26 protein-coding genes and 3 tRNA genes are annotated in these 26,173 nt (G+C 66.4%); 19 read left to right on the forward strand and 10 right to left on the reverse strand.

The window, feature by feature from the left end; all coding sequences use genetic code 11:
* The first annotated feature begins 95 nt into the window (after positions 1 to 95).
* A complete protein-coding gene (locus tag ArtHe_RS15590; protein WP_066300778.1) occupies positions 96 to 842 on the forward strand; it encodes a hypothetical protein in 747 nt (248 codons plus the stop codon).
* Here the strand turns inward: ArtHe_RS15590 and ArtHe_RS15595 are convergent.
* On the reverse strand, positions 839 to 2,044 hold the full coding sequence (locus tag ArtHe_RS15595; protein WP_248319826.1) for a DUF445 domain-containing protein: 1,206 nt from the start codon (positions 2,042 to 2,044) through the stop codon (positions 839 to 841). The genes ArtHe_RS15590 and ArtHe_RS15595 overlap by 4 nt on opposite strands.
* Before the next feature lie 330 nt (positions 2,045 to 2,374).
* On the opposite strand from ArtHe_RS15595, the gene ArtHe_RS15600 reads away from it, so the two are divergent.
* The 3 genes from ArtHe_RS15600 to ArtHe_RS15610 are packed head-to-tail and all read left to right on the forward strand — an operon-like array spanning position 2,375 to position 5,535.
* Positions 2,375 to 3,244 carry a glycerophosphodiester phosphodiesterase family protein gene (locus ArtHe_RS15600; protein ID WP_248317762.1) on the forward strand — a complete coding sequence of 290 codons (870 nt, stop codon included), beginning with the start codon at positions 2,375 to 2,377 and terminating at the stop codon, positions 3,242 to 3,244.
* A 43-nt stretch (positions 3,245 to 3,287) separates the two neighbouring features.
* Complete coding sequence (locus ArtHe_RS15605; RefSeq protein WP_282568692.1) at positions 3,288 to 5,144, forward strand: glycoside hydrolase family 15 protein; 1,857 nt, start codon at positions 3,288 to 3,290, stop codon at positions 5,142 to 5,144.
* The gene (locus ArtHe_RS15610; protein ID WP_248317764.1) at positions 5,137 to 5,535 is read left to right on the forward strand and encodes a hypothetical protein; all 399 of its coding nucleotides are present in this window, start codon (positions 5,137 to 5,139) and stop codon (positions 5,533 to 5,535) included. The genes ArtHe_RS15605 and ArtHe_RS15610 overlap by 8 nt, the downstream gene beginning before the upstream one ends.
* A 45-nt stretch (positions 5,536 to 5,580) precedes the next feature.
* Here the strand turns inward: ArtHe_RS15610 and ArtHe_RS15615 are convergent, their stop codons facing one another.
* The 4 genes from ArtHe_RS15615 to pta all read right to left on the reverse strand — a co-directional run bounded on the left by ArtHe_RS15615 (position 5,581) and on the right by pta (position 10,657).
* A complete protein-coding gene (locus tag ArtHe_RS15615; RefSeq protein ID WP_066300785.1) occupies positions 5,581 to 6,765 on the reverse strand; it encodes a zinc-dependent alcohol dehydrogenase in 1,185 nt (394 codons plus the stop codon).
* A 120-nt stretch (positions 6,766 to 6,885) separates the two neighbouring features.
* Positions 6,886 to 7,287, reverse strand: coding sequence for a hypothetical protein (locus tag ArtHe_RS15620; protein WP_066300787.1), 402 nt, complete (start codon positions 7,285 to 7,287; stop codon positions 6,886 to 6,888).
* A 161-nt stretch (positions 7,288 to 7,448) separates the two neighbouring features.
* Positions 7,449 to 8,585, reverse strand: a complete 1,137-nt coding sequence (locus tag ArtHe_RS15625; RefSeq protein ID WP_248317765.1) for an acetate kinase — start codon at positions 8,583 to 8,585, stop codon at positions 7,449 to 7,451.
* Positions 8,585 to 10,657, reverse strand: coding sequence for a phosphate acetyltransferase (pta, locus tag ArtHe_RS15630; protein ID WP_248317766.1), 2,073 nt, complete (start codon positions 10,655 to 10,657; stop codon positions 8,585 to 8,587). The genes ArtHe_RS15625 and pta overlap by 1 nt, the downstream gene beginning before the upstream one ends.
* Before the next feature lie 166 nt (positions 10,658 to 10,823).
* On the opposite strand from pta, the gene ArtHe_RS15635 reads away from it, so the two are divergent.
* The 4 genes from ArtHe_RS15635 (at position 10,824) to ArtHe_RS15650 (ending at position 14,391) form a co-directional block, all read left to right on the forward strand.
* The gene (locus ArtHe_RS15635; protein ID WP_248317767.1) at positions 10,824 to 12,341 is read left to right on the forward strand and encodes an amino acid permease; all 1,518 of its coding nucleotides are present in this window, start codon (positions 10,824 to 10,826) and stop codon (positions 12,339 to 12,341) included.
* 63 nt (positions 12,342 to 12,404) lie between these two features.
* Positions 12,405 to 12,755, forward strand: coding sequence for a thiamine-binding protein (locus ArtHe_RS15640; RefSeq protein WP_066300796.1), 351 nt, complete (start codon positions 12,405 to 12,407; stop codon positions 12,753 to 12,755).
* Complete coding sequence (locus ArtHe_RS15645; protein WP_248317768.1) at positions 12,755 to 13,444, forward strand: O-methyltransferase; 690 nt, start codon at positions 12,755 to 12,757, stop codon at positions 13,442 to 13,444. Before ArtHe_RS15640 ends, ArtHe_RS15645 begins: the two co-directional genes overlap by 1 nt.
* 71 nt (positions 13,445 to 13,515) lie before the next feature.
* Complete coding sequence (locus ArtHe_RS15650) at positions 13,516 to 14,391, forward strand: fused MFS/spermidine synthase (protein WP_248317769.1); 876 nt, start codon at positions 13,516 to 13,518, stop codon at positions 14,389 to 14,391.
* Between the two features lie 73 nt (positions 14,392 to 14,464).
* Here the strand turns inward: ArtHe_RS15650 and ArtHe_RS15655 are convergent, their stop codons facing one another.
* The gene (locus ArtHe_RS15655) at positions 14,465 to 15,895 is read right to left on the reverse strand and encodes an NCS2 family permease (RefSeq protein ID WP_248317771.1); all 1,431 of its coding nucleotides are present in this window, start codon (positions 15,893 to 15,895) and stop codon (positions 14,465 to 14,467) included.
* Between the two features lie 199 nt (positions 15,896 to 16,094).
* Here ArtHe_RS15655 and ArtHe_RS15660 point away from each other — a divergent pair, with 199 nt between their 5' ends.
* Positions 16,095 to 17,090 carry a universal stress protein gene (locus ArtHe_RS15660; RefSeq protein WP_066300804.1) on the forward strand — a complete coding sequence of 332 codons (996 nt, stop codon included), beginning with the start codon at positions 16,095 to 16,097 and terminating at the stop codon, positions 17,088 to 17,090.
* A 27-nt stretch (positions 17,091 to 17,117) separates the two neighbouring features.
* Here ArtHe_RS15660 and ArtHe_RS15665 read toward each other — a convergent pair whose 3' ends face one another.
* Positions 17,118 to 18,047 (reverse strand): cation diffusion facilitator family transporter, encoded by a 930-nt coding sequence (locus tag ArtHe_RS15665; RefSeq protein ID WP_248317772.1) that lies wholly within the window; start codon positions 18,045 to 18,047, stop codon positions 17,118 to 17,120.
* Positions 18,048 to 18,056: 9 nt separating this feature from the next.
* Positions 18,057 to 18,416, reverse strand: coding sequence for a metallopeptidase family protein (locus ArtHe_RS15670; protein WP_248319827.1), 360 nt, complete (start codon positions 18,414 to 18,416; stop codon positions 18,057 to 18,059).
* Between the two features lie 203 nt (positions 18,417 to 18,619).
* Here ArtHe_RS15670 and ArtHe_RS15675 point away from each other — a divergent pair.
* From ArtHe_RS15675 to ArtHe_RS15715, 9 genes are all read left to right on the forward strand, one after another.
* Positions 18,620 to 18,692 (forward strand) — tRNA-Glu (locus ArtHe_RS15675).
* 61 nt (positions 18,693 to 18,753) lie between these two features.
* A tRNA-Asp gene (locus ArtHe_RS15680) sits at positions 18,754 to 18,827 on the forward strand.
* A 57-nt stretch (positions 18,828 to 18,884) separates the two neighbouring features.
* Positions 18,885 to 18,960: transfer RNA gene (locus ArtHe_RS15685), tRNA-Phe, on the forward strand.
* Between the two features lie 141 nt (positions 18,961 to 19,101).
* Positions 19,102 to 19,545: a pyridoxamine 5'-phosphate oxidase family protein gene (locus tag ArtHe_RS15690; RefSeq protein ID WP_248317773.1), complete on the forward strand. Its 444-nt coding sequence runs from the start codon at positions 19,102 to 19,104 to the stop codon at positions 19,543 to 19,545.
* 359 nt (positions 19,546 to 19,904) lie between these two features.
* Entirely contained in the window at positions 19,905 to 20,339 is a 435-nt protein-coding gene (locus tag ArtHe_RS15695; RefSeq protein ID WP_248317775.1) for an Asp23/Gls24 family envelope stress response protein, read from the forward strand.
* An 83-nt stretch (positions 20,340 to 20,422) separates the two neighbouring features.
* Positions 20,423 to 20,614, forward strand: a complete 192-nt coding sequence (locus ArtHe_RS15700) for a DUF2273 domain-containing protein (RefSeq protein WP_066300812.1) — start codon at positions 20,423 to 20,425, stop codon at positions 20,612 to 20,614.
* An 11-nt stretch (positions 20,615 to 20,625) separates the two neighbouring features.
* Positions 20,626 to 21,006: a hypothetical protein gene (locus ArtHe_RS15705; RefSeq protein ID WP_066300813.1), complete on the forward strand. Its 381-nt coding sequence runs from the start codon at positions 20,626 to 20,628 to the stop codon at positions 21,004 to 21,006.
* Positions 21,003 to 21,605, forward strand: coding sequence for a DUF6286 domain-containing protein (locus ArtHe_RS15710; protein WP_248317777.1), 603 nt, complete (start codon positions 21,003 to 21,005; stop codon positions 21,603 to 21,605). The genes ArtHe_RS15705 and ArtHe_RS15710 overlap by 4 nt, the downstream gene beginning before the upstream one ends.
* Positions 21,602 to 22,213, forward strand: a complete 612-nt coding sequence (locus tag ArtHe_RS15715; RefSeq protein WP_248317778.1) for a hypothetical protein — start codon at positions 21,602 to 21,604, stop codon at positions 22,211 to 22,213. The genes ArtHe_RS15710 and ArtHe_RS15715 overlap by 4 nt, the downstream gene beginning before the upstream one ends.
* A 175-nt stretch (positions 22,214 to 22,388) precedes the next feature.
* Here ArtHe_RS15715 and ArtHe_RS15720 read toward each other — a convergent pair whose 3' ends face one another.
* Together ArtHe_RS15720 and ArtHe_RS15725 are read right to left on the reverse strand one after the other, a co-directional pair.
* A complete protein-coding gene (locus ArtHe_RS15720; protein WP_248317779.1) occupies positions 22,389 to 23,243 on the reverse strand; it encodes a hypothetical protein in 855 nt (284 codons plus the stop codon).
* A 2-nt stretch (positions 23,244 to 23,245) separates the two neighbouring features.
* Entirely contained in the window at positions 23,246 to 24,049 is an 804-nt protein-coding gene (locus ArtHe_RS15725; RefSeq protein ID WP_248317780.1) for an exodeoxyribonuclease III, read from the reverse strand.
* Between the two features lie 696 nt (positions 24,050 to 24,745).
* Here ArtHe_RS15725 and ArtHe_RS15730 point away from each other — a divergent pair.
* Positions 24,746 to 26,032 carry a glycosyltransferase 87 family protein gene (locus ArtHe_RS15730; RefSeq protein ID WP_248317782.1) on the forward strand — a complete coding sequence of 429 codons (1,287 nt, stop codon included), beginning with the start codon at positions 24,746 to 24,748 and terminating at the stop codon, positions 26,030 to 26,032.
* The last annotated feature ends 141 nt before the right edge of the window (positions 26,033 to 26,173 follow it).

Genomic DNA, 26,173 nt, shown 5'->3' on the forward strand with positions numbered 1-26,173 from the left:
CCACGGGATATCTTCCGTGGACCCGTTCGTCTTTAACTCCGCTCACGTAGGCTGGGTGGGCGGATAAATCCGGTACACGTAAGGAGCGAATGCGCATGGGCTTCAAGACCACCAGTGCCCTCAGGCTTGCCGGCGGAGCGGTTTTTGACCGGGACGGCAAACCGAAGTCCCACATTGCCCGCGGAATCGAGCGGGCTGTGGAAGTGCAGCGCCCGCTGGTGCTGGCCAACATCCGCCGGCTGCAGCGCAGGCATCCAGAGGCCTCAGCAGCAGAACTGGTCAAAATCCTTGAGCACCACTACCTTGCAGCTGTCGCCGGAGGCGGAGCAGCCGTTGGGGCAACCGCCGTCGTTCCTGCGGTGGGAACCGCTGCCGCACTCGGGCTGTCCGCAGCCGCTACCTTCGGCTTCCTGGAAGCGACCGCTCTTTACGCCCAGTCCGTGGCGGAGCTGCACGGTGTCCGGCTCCAGGACCCGGAGCGGTCCCGCACCGTTGTTATGGCGATCATGCTGGGTGAAGAGGGCACGGCCATGATGCAGCAGCTCAGTAAGGGGAAGCCCTGGGGCAGCGCGATGGGCAGCGCGTCCTCGGGAATGCTGGGCAGCATAGGCTCCTCCATCCGCAAGCAGTTCATGCGGAAGATGCTGGCCAAGCAGGGATCCGTCATCATTGGACGGGCACTTCCGCTGGGGATCGGGGCCGTGATCGGCGGGGCCGGAAACTACACCATGGGCCGCTCCGTCATCAAGGCAACCCACCGGGCCTTCGGCGAAGCTCCGGGCGCTATCCCGGGAGAACTTGCGGCGGACATCCGCGCACTTCCCGAACGCCGGTCCGCCTAGCCGAAGATGGCGTGGGCCACCGTGAAGATGGCCAGGCCAGCGAGTGAACCCACCACGGTTCCGTTAATCCGGATGAACTGCAGGTCCTTTCCGACCTGCAGTTCGATTTTCTCCGAGGTTTCTTCGGCGTCCCAGCGTTCCACTGTCTCCGTGATCACCCCGGCGATGTCCTTGCGGTAGGTGCGCACGAGGTAACCTGCTGCATCAGCGACGTAGGCGTTGACCTTCGCTGCCAGCTCCGGATCGCTGACCAGCCGCGCGCCGAAATCCTGCACGGCTGCCTTGAAATTGGTGGTTAGTTCACTGTCTGGATCGTCCACCGCATCGGTCAGCGCCGACTTGATGGTGCTCCAGGTTTGGGTGACCAGCTCCCGGACCCTGGGATCGTCCAACACCTGTTCCTTGACGCGCTCAGCCTTGGCCATCGCCTCCGGATCATGCTGCAGGTCCCTGGCGAGGCCGCGGAGATAGTTATCCAGCGCCACACGGACCTGGTGGTTCGGGTCATCCTGCACAGCCGCGAGGAACCGGTTCAGTTCAACCTGGACACGGTCTCCCACCAGATCGTCCAGGAACCCGGGCACCCAGGAGGGGGAACGCTCCGCGACCAGCCGGGAAACGACGTCGGGGTTCTGCTGCACCCAGTCGCTCAGGCTGTCTACCAGCAGGTCCACCAGCTGATGGTGATGGCCTTCATCGAAGATCCGTTCGGCCATGCGGCCGGCGGGAGGGCCCCAGGGTACATCCACCACATGCCGGCGGAACATGGATTCAAGGACGTCCCGGACTGCCTCGTCGTCGAGCACGCGGAGGATGCCGCGGATCGCTGCCGCTCCCTCCCGGGCAACGCGGTCCGCGCTCTCCGGCCGGGCCAGCCAGGCGCCGGCCCGCTGCGCTATCCCGATGGAGGCCAGCTTGGCTTCCACGACTTCGTCGGAGAGGAAGTTATCCTCGACGAAGTCGCCCAGGGTAGCGCCAATCTGGTCCTTGTTCCGCGGGATGATTGCCGTGTGCGGGATCTTGATCCCCAGCGGATGCTTGAACAGTGCGGTCACTGCAAACCAATCCGCCAGCGCACCGACCATACCGCCCTCGGCGGCGGCCCGGACATACTGCAGCCAGGGGTATTGGTCCTGCAGGGCGAAGGCCACCACAAAAATGATGCCCAGAATGACCAGCAGACTGGTGGCCACAAGCTTCATCCGGCGCAGGGCAGCGGCCTTCACCGCATCCTTTTCCAGCAGCGGCGTGCTCACCGGCGTGCCCCGGATCCGGCTGCGGACCGGGCAGCCCGCAAATTCGCGGAAATCCAAGAAAGCGGGCGACCAAACATGCAGCAACTCCTGGGCTAGAGTGCGGGACAGCGTATTCCAGGCGTCCGGCTCTTCCGGTGCCTGCGCGAACCGGCACTGCCATCTAACCAGTACCAGGGACTCTCGCGCCACGCGCGGCAGAATTGGGGGGTGCCACGCGCGGCAGGCGGCTCGCGTAGCGTGGACTGCCTGCAGGGACACAGCGGCGAAAGGCCTGACATGCGATCGATCATCTATGCCCACCGCGGTGCCAGCGGTGTTTTCGCGGAGCATACGCGCGCCGCCTACCTGCAGGCCCTTGCTGATGGCGCTGACGGAGTGGAGTGCGATGTCCATCTCAGCCGGGACGGACAGCCTGTGCTCATCCACGACGCGGCGGTGGACCGCACCTCCAACGGAACGGGGCCGGTGGCCTCGCATTCCGTGGAGCAGCTGCGGCAACTGGACTTCAGCAGCTGGAAGCACGCCGCGGTTCCTGCCGCCTACGGAACCCCAGCCGAGCAGTTCCTTACCCTCGCCGATTTGCTGGACCTGCTCGCAGGCGCTGGCCGCCGGATTTCCCTTGCGGTCGAGTTCAAGCAGCCCGGCCCGTTCGGGCTGGACCTGGAGGACACCGTCCTGGCCCTGCTTGAAGCGCAGGGCTGGGAACCGGCGGCCTCCCGGCTCGGACCGGTCACCGTCAGCTTCATGAGTTTCAGCCCGGAGTCCGTCCGCCACCTGTGCCGCAGCGTGCCGGCCGCCTTCGTCTGCCAGCTGCTGGCCGACGTCGACGAGGCCGCCACCGCCGAAGCAGCGCCGCTGCTGCCGCCCGGCTTCGACACTGCGGGGATGCTGAACCGTGCGCTGGCCGAAGGTGAGGCACTGGTGTCCGATGGCGCGGCAGGCATCGCCGGTCCGGGCGTCGAGTATCTTCGCGCCCATCCGGAAAGGGTTGCCGGTTGGGTAGCTGCGGGCAGGACAATCCGGGCGTGGACTGTTGATGATCCTGCCGATGCGGAGGCTGCCTACCGGCTGGGAGTACAGGAGTTCACCACGAATTATCCGAGCGGGCTGCGAAGCGTTCTGGCTGCCCTTGAGCTGGCGGAGTAGGCCCGGGGCCGGATAGGCACGGCCCATAGGCCCCGGACGGCCCGTGTGGTTGAGTGGTGCAATGGCCACTCCGATTGAGGATTATGCCCTGATTTCCGATCTCCACACCGGAGCTTTGGTCTCCCGTGCCGGAAGCATGGACTGGCTTTGCCTGCCGCGGTTTGATTCCCCCTCTGTCTTCGGTGCGCTCCTCGGAACGGAGGACCATGGCCGCTGGCTGCTGGAGCCGGTTGCCTCCGGAGCCCGGGTATTGAGCCGCAGCTATCTTGACGCCAGTTTCATCCTGCGGACTGTGTGGCGGACCGCCGGGGGAGAGGTCCTGGTAACGGACTTTATGCCTGTCGGTGACCGGCGGGCGTCTGTGATCAGGCGTATCGAAGGACTCCGCGGCACGGTGGAAATGCGGCAGGAGCTGGAAGTCCGGTTCAACTACGGTGACACCGTTCCCTGGATGCGGCGGGAGCGCCACGGCGGGGTTGAGCAGCTGCTCGCCATTGCCGGGCCCAGCGCGATGGTCCTGTACGGGGGCAACATTCCGCACGGCAGCGATCACCGTCATACCGGGAGGTTCACTGTCCGCGAGGGCTCCACGGTGGATCTGGAACTGCTCTGGTACCCCTCACACCGGGAAACCCCGGCGAAGGCAGACGTGGATGCGGCTCTGGCTTCCACCACCAAGTACTGGCAGGACTGGGCCGGGCGGTGCGTGGACCTGGAGCGCTACCAGGAGCCGGTGCGGCGCTCGCTGCTGGTGCTGCGTGCACTGACCAACGAGGACACCGGGGGTATTGTGGCTGCGCCCACGACTTCCCTCCCCGAAGAATTCGGCGGCAGCCGGAACTGGGACTACCGCTACTGCTGGCTGCGGGACGCGGCGCTCACCCTGGAAGCGATGATGACGCACGGTTACCACGACGAAGCACTGCACTGGCGCAACTGGCTGCTGCGGGCAGTTGCGGGGGACCCGGAGGACCTGCAGATCATGTACACCGTGGACGGGGGACGGGACCTGCCCGAACGCATACTGCACCAGTTCCCGGGGCATTCCGGCTCGCTTCCGGTGCGGCACGGCAACGGAGCGGTTGACCAGTACCAGGCCGACGTCGTTGGCACGGTTATGGTTTCCCTGGCCCGCCTGCGGGAACGGGGTGTGAAGGAGGACAACTTCTCCTGGGCGCTGCAGCGTGCACTGCTTGGTTTCCTGGAACGGCATCTGGAGGATCCGGACCACGGTATCTGGGAAGTCCGCGGCGAACCGCGGTTCTTCACCCACTCACGGGTGATGATGTGGGCAGCCTTCGACCGGGCTTCCCGGGCGGTCCGGGAGGACGGGCTGGATGGTCCGGTGGAGCTGTGGGAAGCGCTTCGGGACGGCCTGCGCACGGAGATCCTGGAACACGGGTATGACCCCGGGTTGAACTCCTTCGTTCAGTGTTACGGCAGCTCTGAAGTTGACGCCTCGCTGCTGCAGCTGACCCACGTGGGGTTCGTCTCCTATGACGATCCCCGGATGCTCGGGACGGTGGCCCGGATGGAGCAGGACCTGCTCAACGGGGAAGGCCTGCTGCTGCGCTATGAGAGCGCTACCGGAATCGACGGCCTGGAACCGGGAGAGAATCCGTTCCTGGCCTGCAGTTTCTGGCTGGCCGAGCAGTATGCGCACACGGGACGCACCAGCGACGCGGTGGAGCTGATGAACCGGCTGGTCGGCTGCGCGAACGAGGTTGGCCTGCTCAGCGAGGAATATGACACAGTGAACGGGCGTATGGCAGGCAACTACCCCCAGGCCTTCTCGCACCTGGCCCTGGTCCGGGCTGCTGACGCCATGCACAGGATGCACTCCGGCGCGCAGAAGGCGCCGACGCCCTCCGTTCCGCCAATGGAAGAAGCCCATGAATAAACAGACCGCCTCAGCCGCCGCTCTTGCCGCACTGCTGGGCATCAGCGCCGCCAATCACTTCCGGAACCCGGGGTTCTACGCGTCAGTGGTGCCACGCACCCTCTGCCGGGACAAGAGCGGGCGTTTCGGGCTGCTGACCCGCAGCCAGTGGATCTCCGGCAGCGGGGTCATTGAGGGTGTGGCAGCGGCGGGCTTGCTGCTCCCGGCCACGAGGAAGGCTGCGGCCACCGGCACTGCCCTGATGTTCACCGCTTTTGTCGCTGGACACCTCGGTGCCCTGGAGCGTGCCTTTGGTGAGCGCGGCTCGGACCGCGAACGGATTATCCACAGCCTGCGGCTGCCCCTGCAGCTGCCGCTGATCCGCTGGGCCTGGAGCCTGCGGAGGAGCTAGCCCGCGTGCCCTGCCCGCCGCGGAGGAAGGCAGGGCACGAAAGGCCTAGTTCAGGCCGGGCTGGAAAACGACCTTGATGCAGCCGTCTTCCTTCTTCTGGAACTTTTCGTACAGTTCCGGAGCGGCGTCCAGCCCCGCACGGTGGGTGACCAGGTCCGTGACACCCAGCGGATCTGCCGGGTCCTCCACGAGCGGCAGCAGGTCATCCACCCACCGCTTCACGTTGCACTGCCCCATCCGCAGGTTCAGCTGCTTGTCGAACATGGTCATCAGCGGCATCGGACTGGCGGTACCGCCATAGACCCCGCTCAGGGAGATGGTGCCGCCGCGGCGCACGGAATCGACCGCGCTGTGCAGTGCCGCGAGGCGGTCCACACCCGCGGTTTCCATGGCCTTCTGCGCCAGGGCATCCGGCAGCAGTCCAACGGCTGCCTGGGCGAAAGCGCCGACCCCGGAGCCGTGCGCTTCCATGCCCACGGCGTCCACCACCGCATCCGGGCCGCGGCCCTGGGTCATCTCACGCAGCTCATCGCCGAGGTCCTTGGACAGGTCCAGCACCTCCGCACCGTGGCGGGCCGCCAGATCACGGCGCTCCGCCTGGGGTTCGACGCCGATAACCCGGTAGCCGAGGTGGGCTCCGATCCGGGCGGCGAACTGTCCCACCGGGCCCAGTCCGTAGACCGCCAGGGTGCCGCCGTCGGGCACGTTGGCGTACTTCACTCCCTGCCACGCGGTGGGGAGGATGTCGGACAGGAAGAGATACCGGTCGTCGGGGAGTTCGGATCCAACGACGATCGGGCCGTAGTCAGCGTGCGGCACGCGGAGGTACTCGGCCTGGGCGCCGGGAACGGACCCGTAGAGCTCTGAATAGCCGAACAGGGCAGCACCCATGCCCTTGTCCCGGACCTGCGTCGTTTCACACTGGGTCTGCAGTCCCTGCCGACACATAAAACACTGTCCGCAGGCAATCTGGAAGGGGATGACCACCCGGTCGCCGCGCTTGAGGTTGGTGACGGCGCTGCCGACTTCCTCCACGATGCCCATCGGCTCGTGCCCGACGATGTCCCCGGCCTTCATGTAGGGCCCCAGAACTTCGTAAAGATGCAGGTCCGAACCGCACAGTGCGGTGGAGGTGATCCTGATGACCGCGTCAGTTGGCTGCTCGATCACCGGATCGGGCACTTCCTCGACGCTGACCTTCCGCTTGCCCTGCCATGTCACTGCCTTCATGCTGGCCTCCTGCTCGTTGCGGGATGAATAGGCTCCATCCTCCCAAATTCATAAGCCTGCTGACAATTCGTCGGGGTGCGGCGGGGTGCGGCGCTCAACGGCCGCACAGCGGAGTCCAGCTCAGCCGGGCCGCCGGGCAGAGCGGAGGGCGGCGGGATCATGCTGCTGGAAGGCCAGCTCGAACGCCTGCGCGTTGCTCAGCGGATTCCAATCCGGCACCTGGACCCGGGGTGCGCAGGACGGAAGACGGGAGGGCAGGCGCACCGAGACCGTGGTGTGCCCGCCATCAAGCGGCAGGCACGGAACCTGCCCGGTCTGCAGCAGCAGTTCATCCAGAGCGGAGGCGTCCAGATGCAGGGCTTTGGTCAGGTTGAGGACCATATGGGCGCCCAGGGTGGCGGTGTGCCGGAGGATTTCCACCAGGTCCGGGCAGTTGGCCGGCACCAGGCACCCGCGCACCTCAATGCCGGCTGATGAGCTTTTCGTATCGATTCTTACCAGTACCCGCAGGGTGTGTTCCATGCCAACTCCACGCACAAGGGATCCGCGGCTTCTGCTTAACCTGCCGAGAATGCTAGCAAGGCCGGGCACCCGTGTCGCGCCGGAAAGACTGCTCCACGAACTTTCGCGTGGTACCGGCTGGTAGGGGTTGCTGTGCCGGAACTGCGTGCCATGATGGGGCGCTATTCGCGTCCTGCCGCCAAAACGGTATCCGCCGTCGCCTCGGCGATCGCTTCTTCCTCGTCCGTCGGAACCACCAGCACGTCGATGGCCGAATCCGGACTGCTGATCCTGCGGACCTCATTCGAGCGGAGGTTATTGGCGGCGTCATCAAGCCGGACGTTCAGGGCACCAAGCAGGGCCACCACCCGGGCCCGGAAGGCGCCGTCGTTCTCCCCGATCCCGGCCGTGAAGATAATGGCGCGCGCGCCGCCCACGGCCACGTGGTACGCGCCGATGTATTTCGCCAAACGGTAGGCGGAGACTTCCAGTGCCAGTTCCGACTGCTGATCTCCCGCCTCGGCCGCGGCGGTGATCTCCCGCATGTCGGCGACCCCGCTGAGCGCCAGCAGCCCGGATTCACGGTTCAGCAGGGTGTCAATGTCATCCGCGCTGTAGCCCTCACGGGCCAGGAAGACCAGGATCGAAGGGTCGATGTCGCCGCTGCGGGTTCCCATCACCAGCCCGGCCAGCGGGGTGAATCCCATGGAGGTGTCGATGCTCCGGCCGTTCTGCAGGGCGGTCACCGACGCCCCGTTGCCCAGATGGGCCACGACGGCGTTGAACTCGTCCAGGGGGGCGTCCAGGAATTCGGCGGCGAGTTCGCTGACATAAGCGCAGCTGGTGCCGTGGAAGCCATACCGCCGGATCCCGTAGCGCCGGTAGAGCGGCTGCGGGATGGCATACCGCCAGGCGCGCGGCGGCAGGGTCCGGTGGAATGCCGTGTCAAAGACGGCGACCTGGGGGACGCCGGGATAGCGTTCTGCGACCGCCCGGATACCCATGGCACTGGCGGGATTGTGCAGCGGTGCCAGCGGGCTGAGCCGCTCGATGGCGCGGGTGATCTCATTGTCCACCAGCACCGGCTGGCTGAAGCGTTCGCCGCCGTGGACCACGCGGTGTCCTACGGCTTCAATCGTTTTTCCGTGCAGCACCGGCCCGGCTTCCTCACTGAGCCGCAGCAGGGCAGCCCGGTGGTCCGGCACCTCAGCCTCACCGATCCGGTCAATGAGGCCTTTGACCAGGATCTCGTGGGTGTCGGTATTGCGCACCTGGTACTTCAGCGACGAGGAACCTGAGTTAATCACCAAGATCAGCATTAGTCCTCCTGCGCCTGGATGGCCGTGATGGCCACGGTGTTCACAATGTCTTCCACCGTAGCGCCCCTTGACAGGTCATTGACGGGTTTCCGCAGACCCTGCAGAACGGGTCCGACGGCGACCGCCCCGGCGGATTGCTGGACCGCCTTATAGGTGTTGTTGCCGGTGTTCAGGTCCGGAAAGATGAACACGGTCGCCTGCCCGGCGACGGTGGATCCCGGGGCCTTGGACGCGGCGACGGAGGCATCCACGGCGGCGTCGTACTGGATTGGACCTTCAACGGGAAGCTGCGGGCGGGCCTTGCGCACAATCTCGGTGGCTTCCCTGACCTTGTCCACTGCCTCGCCGGCTCCGGAGGCTCCGGTCGCGTAGGAAAGCATTGCCACGCGCGGAGTGACGCCGAACTGGGCGGCGGTGTCCGCGGAGGCCTGCGCAATGTCCGCCAGCTGCTCGGCATTTGGATCCGGGTTCACCGCACAGTCACCGTAGACCAGCACCCGGTCCTGGAGCAGCATCAGGAACACCGAGGAAACGATCTGGGAGCCTTCCTTGGTGCGGATGAACTCCAAGGCCGGCCGGATCGTGTTGGCCGTGGTGTGGGCGGCGCCGGAGACCATACCGTCCACCCGGCCCAGCTTGACCATCATGGTTCCGAAATATGCACCTTGGAGCATGCGTTCCTGGGCGTCCTCCATCGTGACGCCCTTTTTGGCCCGCAGCTGCTGGTATTCGCGGGCGAAGTCGTCCCGCAGTCCGCTGGTGGCCGGGTTGATGATGGTGATTCCGGCCAGGTCGATGCCCTCGCTGGCCGCGAGCTCCCGGACCTCAATCTCGGGGCCGAGCACCGTCAGGGCGCAGACATCGCGGCGGCGCAGGATCTCCGCGGCCCGCAGGATCCGCACGTCCAGGCCTTCGGGGAGCACGATGTGCCGGCGCTTGGCCCGGGCCCGGACGATCAGTTCGTTCAGGAAACGCAGGGGAGTGGTCTTTTCCGGGCGGGGGAGCTCCAGCCTTTCCAGCAGCTCCTGCTCGTCCACGTAGCGGGACCAGATGCCCAGCGCCGCCGCAACCTTGCGGCGCTGGCCGGTGGCGATCTCGCCGCGGACCTGGCTGACGTCCCGGGCAGTGGAATAGGTATCGCTGTCCACGGCAAACACCGGGAAGGGAGCCTGGGCGAGAAGGGCCAGGACACCGGCGTCCAGGGGCAGGCCGCCGGTGAGGATCATGCCGCTGGGAACGGGGAACTCCGCCGAGAAGGAGGAAGCGAGGGCAGCGACCATCACGTCGGCGCGGTCGCCCGGAGCAATCACCAGCGAGCCGTCGGCCAGCTGGGTGATGAAGTTGCTGACGGTCATCGCTGCGACCTTCACGCCCGTGACATCGCGTTCCAGTGACCTGCTGCCGGCTATCTGCCGGGCGGAGAGGGCCTTGGCGACCTCGGAGATCGAGGGCTGGGAGATTTCATTCAGCTCCGGGAGCACGTAGACCGGCCGGTGGGAGGCGCCTGGCCGGACGTGTGACCGAAGCTCATCCACAGCGGGCTCCTCCGCCCGGTTGACCATCATTGCCAGCAGGTCGCACTTGGTGGCGGCCAGCTGGCGGCGGGCAACATCCACGGCGTCGGCAACCTCATCGACGGACATGTCCCGGGCGTTGACCACGGCCATGACCATGGCGCCCAGGTTGTTCGCCAGGCGGGCGTTCAAATCGAACTCGAGGGCGACGTCGTGCCCGGAAAGATCCGTGCCCTCCACGATCACCACATCGCAGTTGGCGGCAATCTCGCTGTAGATGGCCATGCAGCGCGCGTCCACTTCGCCGCGCTCTCCGGTCACCAGCAGGGCCCGCAGCTCCCGCCGGGTCAGCCCGCCGCGGCAGTTGGAGGTGCTGAGGTTAAAGCGGCGCTGCATCAGGCGGACCACCGGATCGTCCTCGCGGTCGGAGCCTTCCACGATCGGGCGGAAAAATCCCACCCGGTCGGCGTGCCGGTGGAGCATGTCCGCCAGGCCCAGACTGATCAGCGTCTTGCCCGATCCCGGCGTCATCGCGCTTACGTAGATTCCGCGGGCCATGGGAGCATCCGATCTCTAGGAGGGGCCCGCACCCGGTCCTCATGGGGCAAGCCACCTCCATCCTCCCAAATGCGCACTGCACTTCGCTACCGCCCTGTGACTACACTGGTACCCCTCGGCCCCACTGGGGCCCTTCCTGCCAGCGCCCCACAGCAAGGATTCCGGAGTGAGCCTTTTCCGCACCAAGCCCATTGAGAAATCACTGGCCGACGCCGATGAGGAAGGCCGCCGGCTCAGACGATCGCTGACCACGTGGGACCTGATGATCATGGGGGTCGCCGTCGCCGTGGGTGCCGGCATCTTCTCCGTGGGTGCCAAAGCCGCGGCCGACTTCTCCGGCCCGGCCGTCACGCTCTCCTTCGTGCTGGCCGCCGTCACCTGCGCACTGGCGATCATGTGCTACGCCGAGTTCGCCACCGCGATCCCGGTGGCTGGTTCCGCTTACGTTTTCAGTTACGCCACGATGGGGGAGCTGGTCGCCTGGATCATTGGCTGGAACCTGATCCTGGAGCTGTTCACCGCGGCGGCGGTGATCGCCAAATACTGGGGCATCTACCTCAGTGAGGTCTTCGCCCTGATCGGCTGGGATATCCCGGCCAGCATTTCGCTGGGCCCGATCGAAATGACCTGGGGTCCGTTCCTGATCGTGGCGGCCTTCACCGTCCTGCTGGTCATGGGCACCAAGCTCTCGGCACGGGTTGGCAACGTCTTCACGCTGATCAAGATCGGTGTGGTCCTCTTCGTCATCGTCGCCGGCTTCTTCTACATCGACTTCGACAACTACACCCCGTTCATTCCCGATGCCGTGTCCACCGAAGCCGCCGGCACCGAAGGGGTCATGGCGCAGTCGCTCTTCTCCTTCCTCACCGGTGCCGCCCCCGCCCAGTACGGGTTGATGGGTGTCTTCGCGGGCGCCGCCGTCGTGTTCTTCGCCTTTATCGGGTTCGACGTCGTCGCGACGTCCGCCGAAGAGGTCAAGAATCCGGGACGTACCCTGCCCCGCGGCATCTTCGCCGGCCTCGCCGTGGTCACGGCCCTGTACATCGGGGTTTCCCTGGCCCTGACCGGCATGGTTTCGTATACCGAACTCGCCTCCGTGGAGGCTCCCAACCTGGCGACGGCGTTCAGTCTCGTCGGCAACACGGGCGCCGCGCAGGTTATTGCCGTCGGCTCGCTGATCGGCCTGACGACAGTCATTATGGTGCTGCTGATGGGGCTGGCCCGGGTGGTGCTGGCTATGTCCCGGGACGGCCTGCTGCCCCGGGCCCTGTCCAGGACCAGTTCCAAGCACGCCACCCCGGCCCGCCTGCAGATCCTCTGCGGTGTGCTCGTGGCGTTCGTGGCCGGATTCACCCAGGTGGACGTCCTCGAGGAAATGATCAACATCGGAACGCTCTCGGCCTTCGTGGTGGTCAGTGCCGGTGTGCTGGTGCTGCGGCGGAAGCGGCCGGATCTGAGGCCGGACTTCCGGGTACCGTTCGGCCCGGTGCTTCCGGTGCTGTCCACCCTGCTGTGCCTGTACCTGATGACCAACCTGTCGGTGGAAACGTGGATCCTTTTCGCCGGCTGGCTGCTCCTCGGATTTGTGGTGTACTTCGGGTACAGCCGCCGCCGTTCACGGCTGAACCCCGCAGTGGAGCGGGAGGAAGCGGCCGCCAAGCGGACAGCGGCCGAGGAAGGCTAGGACTGTGTTGCGCGGTACTACGGAGCGGTTCAGGTTTGACCGGACCGGTGGCAGACTGGGCGCATGCTTGTAGCCTTCTCAGTTGCTCCCTCCGGCGTGGGTCCGGAGACCGGTCCCGGCGGTCCGTCCGCAGACGCTTCGGTGCACGACGCCGTTGCCGCCGCCGTGAAGATCGTCCGCCAGTCGGGCCTGCCGAACCGCACCGACGCCATGTTCACCACGATCGAGGGTGAGTGGGACGAGGTGATGGATGTGATCCGCCGCGCCACCGAGGCGGTGGGACGGTACGGCAGCCGCGTCTCGCTGGTGCTGAAAGCGGACATCCGGCCCGGCCACACCGGCGAATTGACCGGCAAGATCGAGCGCCTGGAGCAGGTCCTGGACGCCGAAGACGAGTACCGCGGGCACTCCTGATGGCCGGCCAGCACCGGGGCATCCGGGCGGAGCACGGCTCCAGCGAGTGGGCCGACGTCGACTCCTACCTCACCGGCGTCGTCGTCCATCCCGATGCAGCGCTGGTCGCCGCGGTGGAGGACGCCGCTGCCGCGGGCCTTCCGCCGATCGAAGTGAGTCCGGGCCAGGGCAAGTTCCTGATGCTGCTGGCGCGGCTGGCCGGTGCCCGCCGGATCCTGGAGATCGGCACCCTCGGCGGGTTCAGCACGTCCTGGCTGGCCCGCGGGCTTCCGGCAGACGGCTCCATGGTGACCTGTGAATACGTGCCCCTGCACGCGGAGGTGGCGCGGAGGAACCTGGACCGGGCCGGCGTCGGGAATCTGGTGGATATCCGGGTGGGCGCGGCCCTGGACACCCTTCCCGGGCTGGAAGGCAGCGAGCCGTTCGACCTCGTTTTCATCGATGCGGACAAGGAAAACAACCCTGCCTACCTGGAATGGGCTATCCGGCTTTCCCGGCCCGGCACGGTGATTGTCCTGGACAACGTGGTCCGCTACGGCGGTGTGCTGGACGCCGGCGGCGATTCAGCCATCCAGGGCACGCGCGCCGCGCTGGAACTGATGGGTACACACCCCCGGCTGGAATCCACTGCCCTGCAGACCGTTGGTGCCAAGGGCTGGGACGGCTTCGCCCTGGCGATCGTGACCTAGGCGCTGGGCAGGTTCCGCCGCGCCTAAGCTGGAAGCATGAGCTTTGCGCAATTTCCTCCGGCCTGTCCCTGATGGGCAGGAAACGTCCCGGCCGCACCGGCACGGAACAACCTGCCGGTGACGGTACCGGGCCTGTGCCCGGCCGGTACGAGATTGATACCGGCACGTGCGAGCTGCTCCCGGACCAGTTCTCCTCCTCCGGCTGGCTGCTGAAGATCAACGGCGTGCACTCCTCCCACATCGACCTGGCGGACCCGCGGGAACTCGACTTCGAGTACATGCGCTGGATTGCCGCACTGGTGGAGTCCCGGTTCGCTCCGGAGGCCAAGCTGCGGGCGCTGCATCTGGGCGGCGGCGCCTGTTCCATGGCCCGCTACTTCGCCGACGTTTACCCGAACGCCAGGCAGGTGGTCGTGGAACTGGACGGCCGGCTCGCGGAGCTGGTGCGTGGCTGGTTCGATCTGCCGCGGGCTCCCCTGATGCGCCTGCGGGTCGGTGAGGCCCGTGAGGTCACGGAGTCGCTCACTGAGGACAGCAGGGACCTGCTGATCCGCGACGTCTTCGCGGGAGACAAAACTCCGCTGCCGCTGACCACGGCCGAATTCCTGGGCCACGCCAAGCGGGTGCTCGGCCCGGCCGGCCTGTACGTGGTCAACTGCGGGGACGCTCCGGACCTGCGCACCGCCCGCCGGGAAGCCGCGACGATCGCCGCCGCCTTCCCCCACACCGCCATCATCGCCGATCCGCCCATGCTCAAGGGCCGCCGCTACGGCAACATCATCATCGCCGGTGCGGATGTTCCCTTCGCGGAGGACCCGGGGCTGCCGCGCAGGCTGCTCGGCGGGGCCGTTCCGGCCCAGCTGTGGGATGACTCCAAGGTGCGGGCGTTTGCCCGCGGCGCCCAGGTGCTCCGGGACACCGAAGCGGAGGTCCCGGCAGTGCGCTGAGTACTGCCTTAACCAAAAATGGTGCCCCTGCCGGATCGGCAGGGGCACCATTTTTGGTGTGTTCGCCGGGGAACTACACGCCCAGTGCAGCTTCGATCGGACCGACGCAGAAGAAGACCGCGAAGGCAGCGGCGACAACCCACATCACCGGGTGGATCTCCTTGGCCCGCCCCTGGAAGACACGGATCAGCACATAGGACACGAACCCGGCGCCGAGTCCGTTGGCGATCGAGTAGGTGAAGGGCATCAGGGCGATGGTCAGGAAGGACGGGAGCGCAAACCCGATGTCGGACCAGTCGATCTTGCCGACCTGGCTGACCATCAGGTAACCCACGACGACGAGGGCGGGGGCCACGGCCTCAAACGGCACCAGGTAGATCAGCGGGGTCAGGAACATCGCCGCGATGAACAGCAGGCCGGTGACAATGGACGCCAGTCCGGTGCGGGCGCCTTCGCCGATGCCGGCGCCGGATTCGACGAACAGCTGGTTGGAGGAGACGCTCGCGCCGCCGCCGACGATCGCGCCGGCTGCATCCACCAGCAGCACCCTCTCGGTGTTGGGGATGTTGCCGTCCTTGTCGATACTTCCGGCCTCGCTGGACAGGCCGACCATGGTGCCCATCGCATCGAAGAAGATGCTCAGGAGGATGACGAACGCAAGCAGGGAAGCACCGATGATGCCCAGCTTCTCGAAGGAGCCGAAGAGATTGAAGTTGCCGATCAGGGACAGATCCGGGGCGCCCCACTCAGGCATGCTCGGGGTGACCAGGGACCAGCCGGTTGCCTCGCCTGCGCCCTGGCTTCCGGGAGATGCCACAGCCTCGATGATCACGGAGAGCACGGTGGAGGCGAGAATGCCGATCAGAATGGCGCCGCGGGCCTTGCGGGCCATCAGTCCAATGGTCAGGATCAGACCAAAAGCGAATACCAGGGTGGGCCAGCCGAGCAGTTCACCGCCGTCGCCAAGCTGCACCGGCACGGTGGTCCCGGCGGCGTCGGGGATCCGGCGGACGAAGCCGGCGTTCACGAAGCCGAGCAGTGCGATGAACATGCCGATGCCCACCACGATCGCGGTTTTCAGGCTCGCGGGCACCGCCTTGAACACAGCTGTCCGGAATCCGGTGAGCACCAGGATGAACATGGTGATACCGGCCAGCACCACCAGGCCCATAACGTCCTGCCAGGTGAGATTCTCATTGGTCGCCACAGTCACGGCAACGAACGCGTTGACGCCGAGCCCGGTGGCCATGGCAAACGGATGCTTGGCCCAGGCGCCCATGATGATGGTCAGGACGCCGGCTACCAGCGCAGTCGCCGCTGCGACCGCAGGCCCGCCAAGGGACCGGCCTGTGCCGTCCTCCCCGCCGAGGATCAACGGGTTCAGCACCACGATGTAACTCATGGCAAAGAAGGTGGCCAGACCTCCACGGATCTCCGTCCCTACCGTGGAACCGCGCTTGGAGATTTCAAAATACCGGTCCAGTCTGGAACCTTGCTTGAGCATGGCGGATTTCCTCTGAAGATGTTGTGGTGTCTGGGGGCGAGCGGACATGCCGCATACCGATAATAGTCCTGCACGGAACCGGCCCCTTAACAGAGCGTGCGTGTGTTGGATGTAAGTCACAGCCCCCCGCCCCGCGCAGTAGGCTGGGTTCAGGAGCGCAACCGATGGTGGTTGAGCGCGTACCCGAAGGGAGCCGGTAATGACCGATTCAGAGTGGAATGCGGCTGCTGCCCGGTCCGGGATCGTCGTCGGCGTTGACGGTTCGGACCAGAGTATCTGCGCGCTGACCTGGGCAGCGCGGGAAGCCCGGCGGCGTGATGTCCCGCTCCATGTGGTGACTGCCTACACGGTTCCGATCTTCGCCGCATCCTCGATGGATGCCGGCTACACGGCCGTTGATGACGCCGTCATCCGTGACGGCGCCCGCTCCGTCCAGGAGAAAACCCTGGCCAGGCTCAACCAGCACGGCCTGGAAATCATCCCCCGCGTCGAGAGCGGAGACGCTGCGGCCGTCCTGCTGGAACTGTCCGAAGACGCCGACCTGATGGTTGTGGGCTCGCGCGGCCGCGGCGGATTCGTGGGGCGGCTCCTCGGCTCGGTCTCCAGTGCGCTGCCGGCCCATGCCAAGTGCCCCACCGTCATTGTTCCGCTGCGGACGGCCGGCCGCCTGCCGGAATCCGGCGTGGCAGCACCGGCGGGCTCCCCGGTGACTGACGACGTGCATCAGGCTGTCGTGGTGGGTGTGGACGGTTCCGAACACGCACGGGCGGCTTCGCTCGCTGCAGCCGAGCAGGCCCGCAGCATGGGCCTGCCGCTGCGGATTGTGTGCGCGCTGCCCCCGTTCAGCGGCTCCCTTGCCTGGGTGCCGGCACCCTTGGACGTCGAAGCGCTCCACGAGGAACTGATGGTGCAGCTCACCGCGGGACGGGAGTGGCTGCAGAGCCACTTCCCGGACCTGGAGATGTCAGTGGAACTGGTGGACGGCCCGCCCGCGGAAATTATGGTTGAACGCACGGCGAAGGCCGAACTGGTGGTCTTGGGTACCCGGGGCCGCGGTGGATTCACCGGGATGCTGCTGGGCTCCACCAGCCAGAGCGTGCTGCACCATGCCAAGGGCCCGGTCATGGTGGTGCCCGATCACGAGGATCCGCGCCTGGCGGACCGTCCGAAGTTCGGACCGATGGTGGAGCAGTAACCGTAGTCCGGCCTCCGGAGCCAGCGCTTAGGCGTGCCGTTCACCTTCGTGGACGGCATGCCGCTCGGGCTCGAGCTGGAAGGTGCAGTGCTCGGTGTCGAAGTGGCTTGAGAGGCACGTGCCCAGCCGGTCCAGGATGGTGTCCATCCCGTGCGGCGTCAAGTACTCCTCATCCACCACCACGTGGGCGGAGAAGACCGGAACGCCGGAGGTAATCGTCCAGATGTGGATGTCATGGGCGTCGCTGACACCTTCGACCGAGACAATATGCTCGCGGATCATTTCCACGTCCACACCCTGCGGTGTGGCTTCGAGCAGCACGTCGATCACCTCGCGCAGGAGCGACCATGCGCGCGGCAGGATCATGAACGCGATCAGGAAGGATGCCCAGACATCCGCCTGCTGGTAGCCGGTAAGCATAATCACCAGGGCCGAAACCACGACGGCGGCGGAGCCCAGCAGGTCCCCAAGGACCTCCAGGTAGGCGCCGCGCACGTTCAGGCTCTCCTTGCGGCCGCTGCGCAGGATGAACAGCGACACCAGGTTGGCGAGCCCGCCGATGATCGCCGCGAAAAGCATGATGCCGGTCTGCACTTCCGGTGCATCCCCGATCCGCCGGATCGCTTCGGTGAAGATGACGACGGCGATCACGATCAGCAGCAGCGAGTTGGCCAGCGCGGCCAGGACCTCGGCCCGCTGATAACCGTAGGTCCGTTTCGACGTCGCGGGCCGTCCCGCGATCCAGGCCGCGAGCAGCGCGATGGAGACGCCGGCAGCGTCGGAAAGCATGTGCCCGGCGTCGGCCATCAGGGCCAGGGAGCCGGAGACCAAAGCGCCGGCAGCCTGGATGAAGACCACGGAGATGGTAATCAGGAAGACGGCAAGCAGCTTGCGGCGGTGCTTACCAGTCGCTGTGCCCTGCGGCAGGCCGTGGCTGTGGCCGGAATGATTCCCCATGCTTACAGGCTATCCCCAGCCGAGTTCGTGCAGCCGCGCGTCATCGATCCCGAAGTGGTGGGCCACTTCATGGATGACGGTAATCCGGATTTCGTCCACCAGTTCCTCCCGGGTGCCGCACATCCGCATGAGGGGACCGCTGAAGATCACGATGCGGTCGGGCAGGGAGCCGGCCCCCCACCAGGAATCCCGTTCGGTCAGGGGAGTGCCGTCATAGAGGCCCAGGAGTTCGGTGGCCGGGTCCTCGCCGGGGCCGGGAACATATTCGTCCTCGATGAAGACGGCCACGTTGTTCATGGCCTTGGCGAGGTCGGCGGGAATGGAGTTCAGGGCGTCGTCGACCGCGGCTTCGAAGTCGTCGGGAGTCATCTCGATCGGCACGTTTCCACTCTAGTGCGTGGCTCCGGGGAGGGCTCGGGGTGACGCTGTTACTGCCGGGTCAGGGCCGTGCGGGTGCCGATTTTGGAAATCCGGGAATTAGGCCCTATAGTTTTATAGGTCCGCAGCCGGGAAATCTGACTGACACCGAACAGATGTTCGGGGTTGGTCAAATTGAACGCTGCGTGTTCTGAGCCCCCATCGTCTAGCGGCCTAGGACACCGCCCTTTCACGGCGGCGGCACGGGTTCGAATCCCGTTGGGGGTACTCACGCAAGTGGTAAATGACCGGCTGAAAAGCTGGTAGAGTTGACACTCGTGAAATGCAAGGCCCTGTAGCGCAGTTGGTTAGCGCGCCGCCCTGTCACGGCGGAGGTCGCGGGTTCAAGTCCCGTCAGGGTCGCTCAGATTTTCTGAAGCGATTTGGAAGATCTCGGTGATCATCGATTCGATGATGCCCGGCTCTGTAGCTCAGTTGGTAGAGCGTTCGACTGAAAATCGAAAGGTCACCGGATCGACGCCGGTCGGAGCCACCAGCTAAAAACCCCGCACTCAGTGAGTGCGGGGTTTTTCTTTTGCCCGAATCCGGGTTACGGGCTCCCCGGGCGCCGGCACCCTTTTCAACTCCTCCTTTACCGGGTTCACTGGGACGCCCGACCCCTACCTGGAGGACAAAGATGTTTCCAAGCAGCGAGAGATTCGAGTGGGAGTCCGTCAGTCCCCACGAAAGCCAAAAGATCAGTGAGGCAGAGTGCTGGGCGCTGCTGAGCGGCGAGGACACCGGGCGCATCGCCTTCCTGCAGGACGGGAGGCTGCTCGTCTTCCCGGTGAACTATCTGGTGCACGGGAAGTCCGTCTACTTCCGCACCAGCAGCCAAAGCGGGCTTGCGCTGCTGCCGGGAGACCTGAACACCTCTTTCCAGGTGGATTCCCACGACGGTGAGCGCATGGCCGGCTGGTCTGTGCTGGTCAGCGGGCGCGCCAACGCTGTCCGGGACGAAGCCCTGCTCACCACACTGTGGGGGCTCCGGGCCGCGGCGCCCTACGGCGGCGGAGAGCGAAACCTGTTTGTGGGTATCGAGCCCACCGAGGTGACAGGCAGGCGGGTGCAGATGGGCTGAGTCTTTCCCTGCCCAACGAAGCAGGTGAGGGGCTAGGCTTGGCTGTTATGGATGACGCCCAGAACACGCCGGGGTCCGGTCCCGCCGATCCCGGAGCACAGCCAGCATCACCGTTACCGCCGCAGCCGGGCGCTCAGCCCGGCCGGCATACTCCCGCAGGCCAGCGCGACCCCGCGGGGCCTCCTCCTGCCAGCCGTCCCCATCCCGCCAGCGGAAATGGTCCGGCCGGCGCATCGACTCCGCCACCCGGGCCAGGACCCAAACCGCAGGAGCCAAGCAGCGGCCGGGTAGCCGGCGCAGCGCCCGCCACTGCAGTCCCGGGTGCCGCAGTGCCCGGTACCGTTTCCCCTGCTGCGGAAATGCCTCCGGCAGCCCCCGTTGTTCCTGGTGAAGCGGCCGGCGGCCGGACTGCCATCTCCGAACAGGCCGTTGCGAAGGTTGCGGCGATTGCTGCGCGTGCGGTCCCGGGCGTCCACGCCCTGGGCTCCGGCGGCGGGCGGACGCTTGGGGCGGTCCGCGATGCCGTCGCCGGTTCGGACAGCAGCGCCACAGCCGGCGTGAATGTCGAAGTGGGGGAGACCGAAGCCGCCGTGGACATCACCCTCGTCGCCGAATACGGCACACCGCTGACCGGGATCGCCGATCAGGTCCGGCAGGCCGTATATACGGCGGTCGAAAACCTGGTGGGACTGAACGTGGTGGAGGTCAACGTCTCCATTGCCGATGTGCACATTCCTGAGGCCACGGAGAGCCGCGGCGCCAAACACCCGCCCGCTGCAGGCGGCCAGGAGTAGCCGTGCGTGAACGGCGCGATGGCACTAACCGAATACCCAACGTGGCTCCAGCCCCGCGCGGAATCGAAAGTAAGGCAGGAATTATGAAACCGACCGTGGTGGGCATGGCCGTAGGCGCCGTGCTGGCCTTCACCGCCCTGATTTTCGACTTCTGGGGCTTCCTGCTGATGGCTCTGTTCATAGCAGTGGGAGCCTTCCTGGGCCGGGCAGCAGAAGGCAAGGTCGACTTCCGCAGCGTGCGGGATGCGCTGACCGGACGCCGTTCCTCCTCATGAGCAGTGCCGTTATGACTGCACCCGCCGGAACCCGTACGGCTTCCAAGCTGGCCGGACACAACCGGATCAGCACGCAGGCACTGACCAGCACGGCGCAGGCAGTGGCCGCAGAACATTTCGGCATCCCCGCTGCAGCGGTCCGCGTCACCTGGAGCGACGACGAGGGGCTGCTCGCCCTGGCCCTGGCCCTGCCCGTCACCATGCCGCCGCTGGACGCCGTCGTGAAAGACCCGGGGCTGGTGGAGCGCACCGGAGGCTCGGTCTGGCACCGGGTCCATGCGGCGAAGCCGCTGCTGCTGCAGCGCATCACCTACCTCACCGGTTCTATCCTTTCCCTCGTGGACATCCGCGTGACTGGTATCCGGGTACAGGAAGGGAGCCGGGTCCGGTGAGTGCGACAACCGCCGCGCCGCCGGCAGAGGGCACCATCAAGCGGATCGTGCGGCGTGAAACCCATGCCGCGCGTACGGTTCCTGCGATCATCGCTGCGGTCTTCGGCATCCTGTTCTGCCTTTACGTCCTGCTGGAATCGGTCCTGCAGTCCCTGGGCCAGGAGGAATGGCTGATCGATCCGCCGACCTTCGCGCACTGGCTCGCCGGCCTGCCCCGGGACGCCGATCCGCTTTTCCTGGGACTCGCTGGGGGCCTGATCTTCCTGGCCGGGCTGTGGTTTTTCCTCATGGCTGTCCTCCCGGGACGCCGTGCACGCTATGCCATCCCCAACCCGCGCGCCGCCGTCGTGGTTGAAGCCGAAGTGCTGGCAGCGTCGCTGGCCCGCCGCAGCCGGGTCAGCGCCGGGGTCACCGCCGGTCAGGTCCTGGTGACGGTGGGGCGGACCCGCGTTGAGGTCCGCATCCGCCCCACCTCGGGAATTCCGGTGAACGCCGACGCCGTGCGGGCCGCGGTGGAGGACGAACTGGCGCTGACCGGCCTGGAGCCGCAGCCTGCCGTCAGTATCCAGATTTCAAGCATGGGGGCGATCGGCCAGTGAACCGCACACCACGAACCCTGAACCGGGTCCTGCTGGGGCTGGGCGGCCTGCTGCTGCTGGCGGCCGGCGGGGGCCTGCTGCTGCTCAGCACCAACGCCGCGGCGGCCCGCTGGTGGCAGGACACGGCTCCGTCGCTGGTGGCTGATGCCGGGCGGATGCTCGAGGACACGGCCATGCCCGGCCAGTCCCAGAGCTGGCTGTGGCCGCTGCTTGCGCTGGCCATGGCCGTGACCGCCGTGCTGCTGGTCCTCTGGATTTCCGCCCAGGGCCGCGGGCGGGTGGACACGCTGGTGGAAGAGTACGACGATGAGGGCGCCCCCGGCCGGATCGCGGTCAGCGGTGCCGTGCCTGAGCAGGCACTGCGGGCGGCGCTGCAGCAGGACCCGGACGTTACATCGGTTGCGGTCAGTACCTGGTCTCTGCGCTCCGGAACGGGGCTGCGGGTCCGCATTACGCCCCGCCAGGGGGCGGCGCCGCACCTGGTCGCCGCAGACGCCACACACCTGGTGGACGCACTGGACGCTGCCCTCGGCCGCAGCTCGACGGTGCTGATCAGCTTGGAGGCAGGTCCGCGCTACCGGCTCGGCCGCGAGGACCGGGTGCGCTGACGCGGCTGGACCGGTGACCTGACGGACCGTTGAGGTGCCGGACCGTTGGCGGGCCGGGATGCTTAGGAGGCGCGGGAACGTTAAGGTGCTGGGGATGCCGGGCCACCGGAACACTGGGGCACGGAACGCTGATGCGCCGGAACTCTGGCGCGGCCGAACGCTGTGCCCGGGACACTTAGGAGGCGCGGGCCAGCTGACGGATGGGGATCCAGCGGCCGGCCAGCCGGCGGTAGGCGGCGGCCGCGCCGGTCATGTCTCCCTCTGCGAGGGATTCGATGCCCAGCCGCACGTCGGACGGGGAATCGTCCGGATACACCAGTTCCGCGACCGGCCCGTAGTCCAGCTCCAGCACCGCGTCCGGGGAAAAAACGTCCAGCCAGGCCACCAGGTCGGTGAGCTCATCCAGCAGGTCCAGCTCCGGGGCCGCCAGGGCAAGGGCTGCGGCGGCGTGCCGGGCCCGTTCGATGCACTGAAGGATCGGTGCGGACAACCGGACGGTGAGGACCCGGCCGTCATCCTCAATAACCTCTGCCTGGTCGTCCTCATGGATCAGCACAAACCAGCCGAACGGGACGCCCCAGGTGGCCGAGCGGGTGTGCAGCTTGGCGAGGGAATCGGCGAAGGCATCCGGATCTATGCGGGCAGCATGGGCTTCGCGGGCGACCTCCGGCAGCAGCACGTCCACCAGCGGCCCGTTGACCGTCTCGCCAAGTGACTCGGCTGCCAACGAGGTCCGCACTGCCAGTTGGTTGGGGCAGTAGAGGCGGGTGGTGGTTCCGTCCGGCCGGGGATGGTGCAGCACGCGGACCAGATCGGTCGAATTATGCGGGAAAGGATCCGATACGGCCCGGACCAGGCGGCGGACCGCATCGCTGCGCTCCAGCACCTCTGTCTCATGCCGGGCCCGGGAGCGCTGGTCCAGGATCCTCAGCTGCTGGTCGTCGTCGAAGGCATCCAGTGGTTCATAGACGCGGAGGTAGGACACGTACGGGAACGTGCGCCATGCGGTACCCCCGGATGCCCCGGCCACGGCTAATCCAGCTCCACAATCACGGGTGCATGGTCAGAGGCGCCTTTGCCCTTGCGTTCTTCGCGGTCAATGCTCGCGCCGGTGACCCGTGCCGCCAGGGCGGGGGAACCCAGGGCGAAGTCGATGCGCATGCCTTCCCGCTTGGGGAAGCGCAGCTGGGTGTAATCCCAGTAGGTGTAAACGCCCGGGCCTTCGGTGTAAGGCCGGGAAAGGTCCTGGAACCCGGCATCCAGGAAAGCCTGGAAGGCAGCGCGCTCCGGCTCGGTGACGTGGGTGGCGTTCTGGGCGCGGAACCAGTCGATGTCCCAGACGTCCTCATCCCGGGGAGCGATGTTGAAGTCGCCCATCAACGCCAGGTTGAGCTTGGGGTCAGCTTCCACCCAGGAAGCCGCCTGGTCTTTGAGGACCTCCAGCCACTCCAGCTTGTACGGCATGTGCGGATCGCCAACGGCGCGGCCGTTGGGAACATACAGGCTCCAAATCCGGACCCCGCCGCAGGTGGCACCGATGGCCCGGGCCTCAGCAGCCGTGGTTTCCTCGGTCTTGCCGAAGTGCGGCTGACCCGGGAACGTGCGTTCGACGTCGTCGAGCCCCACCCGGGACGCAATCGCGACGCCGTTCCACTGGCTCAGGCCGAAGTGCGCAACTTCATAGCCGTTGGACTCGAACATGTCCCACGGAAAGTTCTCATCTTTCGCCTTCGTTTCCTGGATGGCGAGGACATCGACGTCGGAGCGCTGCAGCCAGGCTTCAACGCGGTCGGCACGGGCACGGATGGAGTTCACATTCCAGGTAGCAATCTTCACCCTTGCTACGTTACCCAATCCGGGCATCGGCGTCCTGCGGTGCTGGCTCGCGCGTCTCTTGGGCTGGCCGGGGCCGGGCGGCCAGACTGCCCGCCCGCCCGTCCGCTCGCCCGCCTGTCCGTCCGCCCGCCGGGCGGGACGGAACGGCGGCAACGAAATTCCTTGCTCGCAGAGCTCGCCGGAATATTAAAGCCGCCTAACCCGGCCCGTCCGGAGGGCTGGATCGCGTTGCTTGGCCCGTCCAGGGTGGGCTGACCGCGTAGCTTGACCTGACCGGCGGGCTGGACCGATTGGGTGGACACTCTGGCCTCCGACCGCGGGCCGCGGGTCTGCATGGTCAGGTGTCGCGGCGGGCTGGATTACGTAAACCCGGACCGTCTGGGGGGGGGCAGGACTGCTTACCTGGACCGTCCGGTGGGTTGGACTGCCGGGGTGGATGAGGCCGCCTCCCACCCGCGGGCCGAGGTTTGCATGGTCAGGTAACTTGGCCGGTCGTTTCCGCCGAATCCTCCCCGTCCGGACTGGTGCGCTGGTCCGCAGTGTGTCCAGGGGCAGGCAAAGGGCCGTTTGGAATGGAACCGCATCTGGGGTGAAGACCGCACGGAACTGAGTGCGCAGATACGGCGGGTTCGGGCAGCGTGTCCAATCGCCGCGGCGCCTCCCTGACCCGCCTCCGATGGACCGTAGGCTTTGGGGGTGCTTTCCAAATCACCCTTGCTGCGCAGCGTTCCGGCGGTCCTCAGCGTTGCTGTTGGGTGTGCACTGGTCTGGTGGGCCGCCTCAGTCCACAGCCTGGACTTCAACGTCTACCGGGCAGGGGCGCAGGCTTTTTTGGGGCTCGGCGGATCCGCCCAGCTGTATGACGAGAAGCTATGGAACATAGCCGGGGATGCGTGGCTGCCGTTCACTTATCCTCCCTTCGCGGTCCTGCTGTTCCTGCCGTACGCCGTGATGCCTGCCGAAATGGGTGCTCACATCCATTCGGTGATTCTGCTGATGTCCCTGCTGGCCGTTGTGCACCTGATCATCACCAGATCGAAGGGTATAGCCGGGCTCCTGCAGCGGCGGACAGATTGGCGGGCTGCGGTTCTGCCTGGGCTGGTTGTGGTTCTCGTCGGCATTTCCGGCCCATGGCGGGAGGGGCTGTCCTTTGGCCAGATCAACGCGGCACTGATGGCCATTCTCCTGGCCGATCTGCTGGGTGCCCGGAAGATGGGACTTCCGAGAGGCCTTCTCACAGGTCTAGCGGCCGGCGTGAAATTGACGCCCTTGGCCTTGGGACTGTTCTTCCTGGCCCAGCGCGATTTCAAGGCCCTGTTCTGGATGGCGGCGGGTTTCTTCGGCTCCGTGGCGGTTGGTTTCACCATCAGCGCCGAAGGTTCCGTCTACTACTGGACCGAAGCCCTGTGGACGGCCTCAAGGGTCGGCACCGTGGATGACATGTACAACGCGACACTGCGGTCGTTCACGCTGCACCTCGGATTACCGGAACACGCGGCCACCGCCCTGTGGATAGCCCTGTCCTTGGCGGCCGTCCTCTGCGGCTATGGCGCCATCCGCAGGCTTTTGGCCGCATCCGAACAGCTGGCAGCGATGGGGGTGGCAGCGCTGGTGATGCTGATCATTTCGCCCATCAGCTGGTACCACCACTGGGTCTGGTTCATCCTGCTGCTGCCGGCGCTGGCCTTCCCCTCCCAGCCAGTTCCACGGCGGGTGCTTCGGCGGAGGCGGATCGGCGCAGCGGCCTTTTACCTGCTGTTCCTGACGTCCTCTTATGCCTTGAGCCTGGCCTATTTCGGGCGTATCCAGGGCCACGGCCCCTGGTGGATGGAACTTCTCTCATCAATCTGGCTTTTCGCCGCTGTATCCGCCGCCGCAGCAACAATCACGAAGGACGCCCGCCCCTCACTCCGGACTCCGTCCGATGCTCCGCCGCGGGTCCCGCGGGAAGCTACCGAACAGCCCTCCGGACGGGCCGGATAAGGCGGCTTTAATACTCCGGCGAGCTCTGCGAGCAAAGGAGTTTCGTTGCCGCCGTTCCGGGCCGCCCGGCGGGCGACCCTAGGGTGCCCGGCTGGCCACCCGGCGTGCGACGCCCGTGGATCCGCGATGAAAGGGAAAGAC

This window comes from Arthrobacter sp. Helios, assembly GCF_023167125.1.
GTDB classification, from domain to species: Bacteria; Actinomycetota; Actinomycetes; order Actinomycetales; family Micrococcaceae; genus Arthrobacter_B; species Arthrobacter_B luteolus.

Coding starts and splice junctions, on each gene's coding strand:
- ArtHe_RS15650 (WP_248317769.1), top strand. CDS start 13,516: ATGGGCAGGAAACGTCCCGGCCGCACCGGCACGGAACAACCTGCCGGT.
- ArtHe_RS15595 (WP_248319826.1), bottom strand. CDS start 2,044: ATGAAGCTTGTGGCCACCAGTCTGCTGGTCATTCTGGGCATCATTTTT.
- ArtHe_RS15620 (WP_066300787.1), bottom strand. CDS start 7,287: ATGGAACACACCCTGCGGGTACTGGTAAGAATCGATACGAAAAGCTCA.
- ArtHe_RS15670 (WP_248319827.1), bottom strand. CDS start 18,416: ATGACTCCCGACGACTTCGAAGCCGCGGTCGACGACGCCCTGAACTCC.
- ArtHe_RS15665 (WP_248317772.1), bottom strand. CDS start 18,047: ATGGGGAATCATTCCGGCCACAGCCACGGCCTGCCGCAGGGCACAGCG.
- ArtHe_RS15640 (WP_066300796.1), top strand. CDS start 12,405: ATGCTTGTAGCCTTCTCAGTTGCTCCCTCCGGCGTGGGTCCGGAGACC.
- ArtHe_RS15625 (WP_248317765.1), bottom strand. CDS start 8,585: ATGCTGATCTTGGTGATTAACTCAGGTTCCTCGTCGCTGAAGTACCAG.
- pta (WP_248317766.1), bottom strand. CDS start 10,657: ATGGCCCGCGGAATCTACGTAAGCGCGATGACGCCGGGATCGGGCAAG.
- ArtHe_RS15590 (WP_066300778.1), top strand. CDS start 96: ATGGGCTTCAAGACCACCAGTGCCCTCAGGCTTGCCGGCGGAGCGGTT.
- ArtHe_RS15660 (WP_066300804.1), top strand. CDS start 16,095: ATGACCGATTCAGAGTGGAATGCGGCTGCTGCCCGGTCCGGGATCGTC.
- ArtHe_RS15690 (WP_248317773.1), top strand. CDS start 19,102: ATGTTTCCAAGCAGCGAGAGATTCGAGTGGGAGTCCGTCAGTCCCCAC.
- ArtHe_RS15645 (WP_248317768.1), top strand. CDS start 12,755: ATGGCCGGCCAGCACCGGGGCATCCGGGCGGAGCACGGCTCCAGCGAG.
- ArtHe_RS15695 (WP_248317775.1), top strand. CDS start 19,905: ATGCCTCCGGCAGCCCCCGTTGTTCCTGGTGAAGCGGCCGGCGGCCGG.
- ArtHe_RS15610 (WP_248317764.1), top strand. CDS start 5,137: ATGAATAAACAGACCGCCTCAGCCGCCGCTCTTGCCGCACTGCTGGGC.
- ArtHe_RS15655 (WP_248317771.1), bottom strand. CDS start 15,895: ATGCTCAAGCAAGGTTCCAGACTGGACCGGTATTTTGAAATCTCCAAG.
- ArtHe_RS15615 (WP_066300785.1), bottom strand. CDS start 6,765: ATGAAGGCAGTGACATGGCAGGGCAAGCGGAAGGTCAGCGTCGAGGAA.
- ArtHe_RS15705 (WP_066300813.1), top strand. CDS start 20,626: ATGACTGCACCCGCCGGAACCCGTACGGCTTCCAAGCTGGCCGGACAC.
- ArtHe_RS15700 (WP_066300812.1), top strand. CDS start 20,423: ATGAAACCGACCGTGGTGGGCATGGCCGTAGGCGCCGTGCTGGCCTTC.
- ArtHe_RS15600 (WP_248317762.1), top strand. CDS start 2,375: ATGCGATCGATCATCTATGCCCACCGCGGTGCCAGCGGTGTTTTCGCG.